Below are 4,619 nucleotides of genomic sequence, written 5' to 3'. Positions count from 1 at the left end.
GGCCTTCTCACCCATCGGGTAGGTGGCCTCGGCACGGCGACGCTTCAGGTCGGCGATCTTGCCGGCGGTGGTGGTGACGTCGGTCAGCTCGGACAGGTCCGTCAAAGGTGAGGAAATGGTCATGTTTTGGGAGTGTAGACCTCTTTGCGGCTAGTTTCCATAACGAAAGTGGTGTGATGCCGGTCACTTATTGTGTTTTCGCAGGTGGTTCTAGTTTTTTCCGCGAAACAACGGCGTGTCGGAAGTGGCGCGTGTGACGGGTTAGGCTGGTCCCCGTGACTTCCGCCTCCTTCTCCGCGCGTCTTCCCCGGTACGCCCAGGTCCGCTGGGTCGACACCACCGGCTCCACCAACGCCGACCTCCTCGCCGACACCACCGCCCCCGCCTTCTCCGCCCTCGTGGCCGGGGAACAGACCTCCGGCCGGGGCCGCCTCGGCCGCCCCTGGGTCTCACCCCGCGGGGCGCAGTCGATCATGTCGGTCCTCCTCCGGCCCACCGCCGCCGAGCTCGACCGCCTGGGCACCGCGCCGCTGGCCGCGGGCCTGGCCGTCCTCGACGCCGTCCGGGCCGTCGCGGGTGTGGAGGAGGGGCCGGAACTCAAGTGGCCCAACGACGTCCTGTGGGACGGACGCAAGCTGTGCGGCATCCTCGCCGAAGGCGCCGGCTTCCCCGAGGACCCCCGCATCGTCGTCGGCCTGGGCGTCAACGTGTCCCTGACGCAGGAGCAGCTCCCCGTCCCCCACGCCACCTCCCTGGCACTGGAGGGCGTCGAGGTCGGCACCGAGGACGTGACCGTCGCCGTCCTGGAGGCCCTCCACCGGCGCCTGACCCAGTGGGCCAGCGGCGACCGCACCCTCATGGACGACTACCGACGTGAATGCATCACCATAGGCAAGCCCGTGCGTGTCGAGGCCCCCACCGGTGAGCTCTTCGGCACCGTCGCCGACATCGCCTCGGACGGCCGCCTCGACCTGCTCGACACCGACGGCGACCGTCACCTCATCTCCGCCGGCGACGTCACCCACCTGCGCCGTACCGACACCGCTTACTAGAGGAGTAGGATCCGCGCCCATGGCACTGTTCCGACCGGTTGAGGGGGAGGTGGTGCGCGCCGACCTCACGTCGCCGCTGCACACCCTCACCTTCCCGACCCTGGAACTCATCCTCGTCACCGGCCTGAGCTGGATGCTCATCGGCTGGCTCGACCAGCCGGGGATGGACACGGACCCGCAGCTGCGCAACGCCGTCCTCCTTGTCTGGCTGCTGCTCGCCGTCTGGCGTTTCGTCCTGCCGCTGCTCAAGGCCCGGCGCCGCCGCTTCGTGGTCACCGACCAGCGCCTCGTGGTGCGCGCCGGGGAGTTCGGCTCCCGCACCGACTCCATCCCCTTCCAGGACATCCGCTCCGTCCAGCGGCGTCGCAACGGGATCTTCCTGGCCATCATCGGCTACGACCGGCCCCTCTACTTCCCGGACGTGCCCCGCGCGAAGCGGGTCGCGGCGATGATCGGGGAGTCCCTGCCTCCGGCACGGCACTGGTGACCGGTGTCCGGCCACACGGCCACACGGCCAGGCGCGGGCCCGCTGTTGACGGACGCACTTCTGGGAAACCCCGCCCGCTGACTATAGTTATGGCCGTGACTGAACCTGCAGGAAACCCGAATGCCCACGTCCCCGGCATGCCGGTCGTCGCCGTCATCGGCGACGGCCAGCTGGCCCGCATGATGCAGACGGAGGCGATCGAGCTCGGCCAGTCGATCCGCCTGCTCGCCGGCGCCCCCGACTCCTCCGCGGCCCAGGTCGCGGCGGACGTCGTCCTCGGGGACTACACCGACCTGGATGACCTGCGCACCGCCGTCGCGGGCGCCAGCGTCATGACCTTCGACCACGAGCACGTCCCCACCGAGCACCTGCACCAGCTCATCAGCGAGGGCGTCAACGTCCAGCCGGGCCCTGACGCCCTGGTCAACGCCCAGGACAAGCTGGTCATGCGCGAGCGGCTGCAGGAGATCGGCGCCCCGGTCCCGCCCTTCGCCGCCATCAACTCCGTCGCGGACGCCCGCGCCTTCTCCGACTCCGTCGACGGCGCTGTCTGCCTCAAGGCCCGCCGCGGCGGCTACGACGGCCACGGCGTGTGGTTCCCCGCGCCCTCCGAGCTGGAGTCCCTCGTGCAGGAGCTTCTCGACGCCGGCACCCCCCTCATGGCCGAGAAGAAGGTGGCACTCGTCCGCGAGCTGTCCGCCATGGTCGCCCGCCGCCCCTCCGGCCAGGTCCAGCCGTGGCCGGTCGTGGAATCCGTCCAGACCGACGGCATCTGCACCGAGGCCGTCGCCCCCGCCCCGGACCTGTCCCCGGAACTGGGGCAGCAGGCCCGCGACCTGGCCGTCACCATCGCGCAGGAACTCGGTGTCACGGGCGTCCTGGCCGTGGAGCTCTTCGAGTACCGCGATGAGAACGGCGAGCCGGCCATCGCCGTCAACGAGCTGGCCATGCGCCCCCACAACACCGGCCACTGGACCCAGAACGGCTGTGTGACCAGCCAGTTCGAGCAGCACCTGCGCGCCGTCCTGGACTGGCCGCTGGGGTCTGTCGAGCAGACCGCCCCGGTCACCGTCATGGCGAACGTCCTCGGCGGTCAGACCGATCCGGAGAAGCCGATGGCCGAGCGTATGCTCGACGTCCACGCCCGCTTCCCCCAGGCCAAGATCCACATGTACGGCAAGTCGTACCGCGCGGGCCGCAAGATCGGCCACGTGAACATGTCGGGTGAGGAGCTGGGACGCGTGCGTCGGGAAGCGAACCTCGCCGCCGATTACCTCGTCAACGCCCGCTGGGCTGACGGCTACACCGCTTAAAGGAGAACAATGTCCCCGCTTGTCGGCATCATCATGGGCTCGGATTCGGACTGGCCCACCATCGCCCCCGCCGCTGAGGCGCTCGCCGAGTTCGGCGTCCCCTTCGAGGTCGGCGTCATGTCCGCGCACCGCACCCCGGAGCGCATGCTCAGCTACGCCAAGTCCGCCCACGAGCGCGGCCTGAAGGCCATCATCGCGTGCGCCGGTGGCGCCGCCCACCTGCCGGGCATGGTGGCCGCCGCGACGCCGTTGCCGGTCATCGGTGTGCCGCGTGCGCTGGCCGACCTCGACGGCATGGACTCCCTGCTGTCGATCGTGCAGATGCCCGCCGGTGTGCCGGTGGCGACCGTCTCCATCGGCGGCGCCAAGAACGCCGGACTGCTGGCCGTGCGGATGCTCGGTGCGGGCGACCCGGCGCTCGTCGAGAAGATGGCGCAGTACCAGGCCACCATGGCCGCTGAGGTGGAGGCCAAGGACGAGCGCCTGCGGAAGAGCCTGCTCGAAGGGTAAAGATGGGGGCATGACGACTGTTGCCCTCCAGAACCCCAGTACCGGCGAGACCGAGGAGACGTTCCCGCGTTTCGACGACGCCGACCGCGACGCCCTCCTCACCCGCGCAGTCACCGCGCAGCGTGAGTGGCGCGCGACCCCGCTCGAGGAGCGCGCCGCCGTCCTGCGTCGTACCGCCGCCCTCTACCGCGAGCGCGCCGAGGAACTCGCCGCGCTCATCGGCCGGGAGATGGGCAAGCTGCGCCGCCAGGGGCTCGGTGAGCTGCGGCTCGTCGCCGACATCTACGACTGGTACGCCGAGAACGCCCACGCGCTGCTCGCGGATCAGGAACTGCCCGCCCAGGGTGCGCTGCGGACCTTCGTGCGGAAGGACCCGCTCGGTGTCGTCCTCGGCATCATGCCGTGGAACTTCCCGTACTACCAGGTCGCGCGCTGGGCGGCGCCGAACCTGCTGCTCGGCAACGCACTCGTGCTCAAGCACGCGTCGATCTGCCCCCTGTCCTCGCAGGCCTGTGAGGACGTGCTTCTCGACGCCGGCCTCCCCGCCGGTGTCTTCCACAACGTCCGGGCCTCCGGCTCGCAGATGGCGGGTTTCATCGCGGACCCGCGTATCGCCGCGGTCTCGCTGACGGGTTCGGAGGAGGCGGGGGCGGCCGTCGCGGAGCAGGCGGGCGCACACCACAAGAAGACCGTCCTCGAACTCGGCGGCAACGACCCCTTCATCGTCCTCGACGACCACAACCTGGAGAAGGTGCTCGGCCGCTACGTCAGCGCCCGCATGGCGAATGCCGGGCAGGCGTGCAACGCGCCGAAGCGCCTCATCGTGCTCGAGCCCTTCTACGAGCGGGCCCTGGAGTTCCTCCGGGAGCGCATCGGCGGCCTGCCGGTCGGGGAGTGGGACGACCCGGACGCGAAGGTGGGGCCGCTCTCCTCGCTCGAGGCGCGCGACGAGATCGTGGCACGCCTCGCGGACGGCGGCGCCACCGTGGCCGTCGGCGGTCGGCCGATCGACCGCCCCGGTGCCTTCCTCGAGCCGACCCTGCTCACCGACGTCGACCCCGCCTCCGACCTGGGCTGCAACGAGATCTTCGGGCCGGTGGCCATCCTCTACCGCGCGGCCGACGTGGATGAGGCGGTCGCCCTGGCCAACGACACCGCCTACGGACTGGGCAGCTACGTCTTCGGCTCGGACCTCGGGCAGGCGCAGGAGGTGGCCTCCCGCCTGGAGGCCGGCATGACCTACGTCAACGAGACCGG

The 4,619-nt window shown here is 70.4% G+C and carries 5 protein-coding genes; all 5 read left to right on the top strand.

What is annotated here, in order from left to right; all coding sequences use genetic code 11:
* The first annotated feature begins 275 nt into the window (after window positions 1-275).
* Window positions 276-1,052: a biotin--[acetyl-CoA-carboxylase] ligase gene (locus GXZ33_RS07710; RefSeq protein ID WP_291340258.1), complete on the top strand. Its 777-nt coding sequence runs from the start codon at window positions 276-278 to the stop codon at window positions 1,050-1,052.
* Between the two features lie 19 nt (window positions 1,053-1,071).
* Window positions 1,072-1,539, top strand: a complete 468-nt coding sequence (locus tag GXZ33_RS07705; RefSeq protein WP_291340257.1) for a PH domain-containing protein — start codon at window positions 1,072-1,074, stop codon at window positions 1,537-1,539.
* A 95-nt stretch (window positions 1,540-1,634) separates the two neighbouring features.
* Window positions 1,635-2,852 (top strand): 5-(carboxyamino)imidazole ribonucleotide synthase, encoded by a 1,218-nt coding sequence (locus GXZ33_RS07700; protein WP_291340256.1) that lies wholly within the window; start codon window positions 1,635-1,637, stop codon window positions 2,850-2,852.
* A 9-nt stretch (window positions 2,853-2,861) separates the two neighbouring features.
* A complete protein-coding gene (gene purE, locus GXZ33_RS07695) occupies window positions 2,862-3,362 on the top strand; it encodes a 5-(carboxyamino)imidazole ribonucleotide mutase (protein ID WP_291340255.1) in 501 nt (166 codons plus the stop codon).
* Window positions 3,363-3,372: 10 nt separating this feature from the next.
* On the top strand, window positions 3,373-4,619 hold a 1,247-nt coding region (locus GXZ33_RS07690; RefSeq protein WP_291340254.1), incomplete at its 3' end, for an aldehyde dehydrogenase family protein.

It is taken from the genome of Corynebacterium sp., from assembly GCF_012838985.1.
Taxonomy (GTDB): domain Bacteria; phylum Actinomycetota; class Actinomycetes; order Mycobacteriales; family Mycobacteriaceae; genus Corynebacterium.
Note: the sequence above shows the minus strand (reverse complement) of the source record. Positions and strands in the feature narration are given on the sequence as shown.

Coding starts and splice junctions, on each gene's coding strand:
- GXZ33_RS07705 (WP_291340257.1), top strand. CDS start 1,072: ATGGCACTGTTCCGACCGGTTGAGGGGGAGGTGGTGCGCGCCGACCTC.
- purE (WP_291340255.1), top strand. CDS start 2,862: ATGTCCCCGCTTGTCGGCATCATCATGGGCTCGGATTCGGACTGGCCC.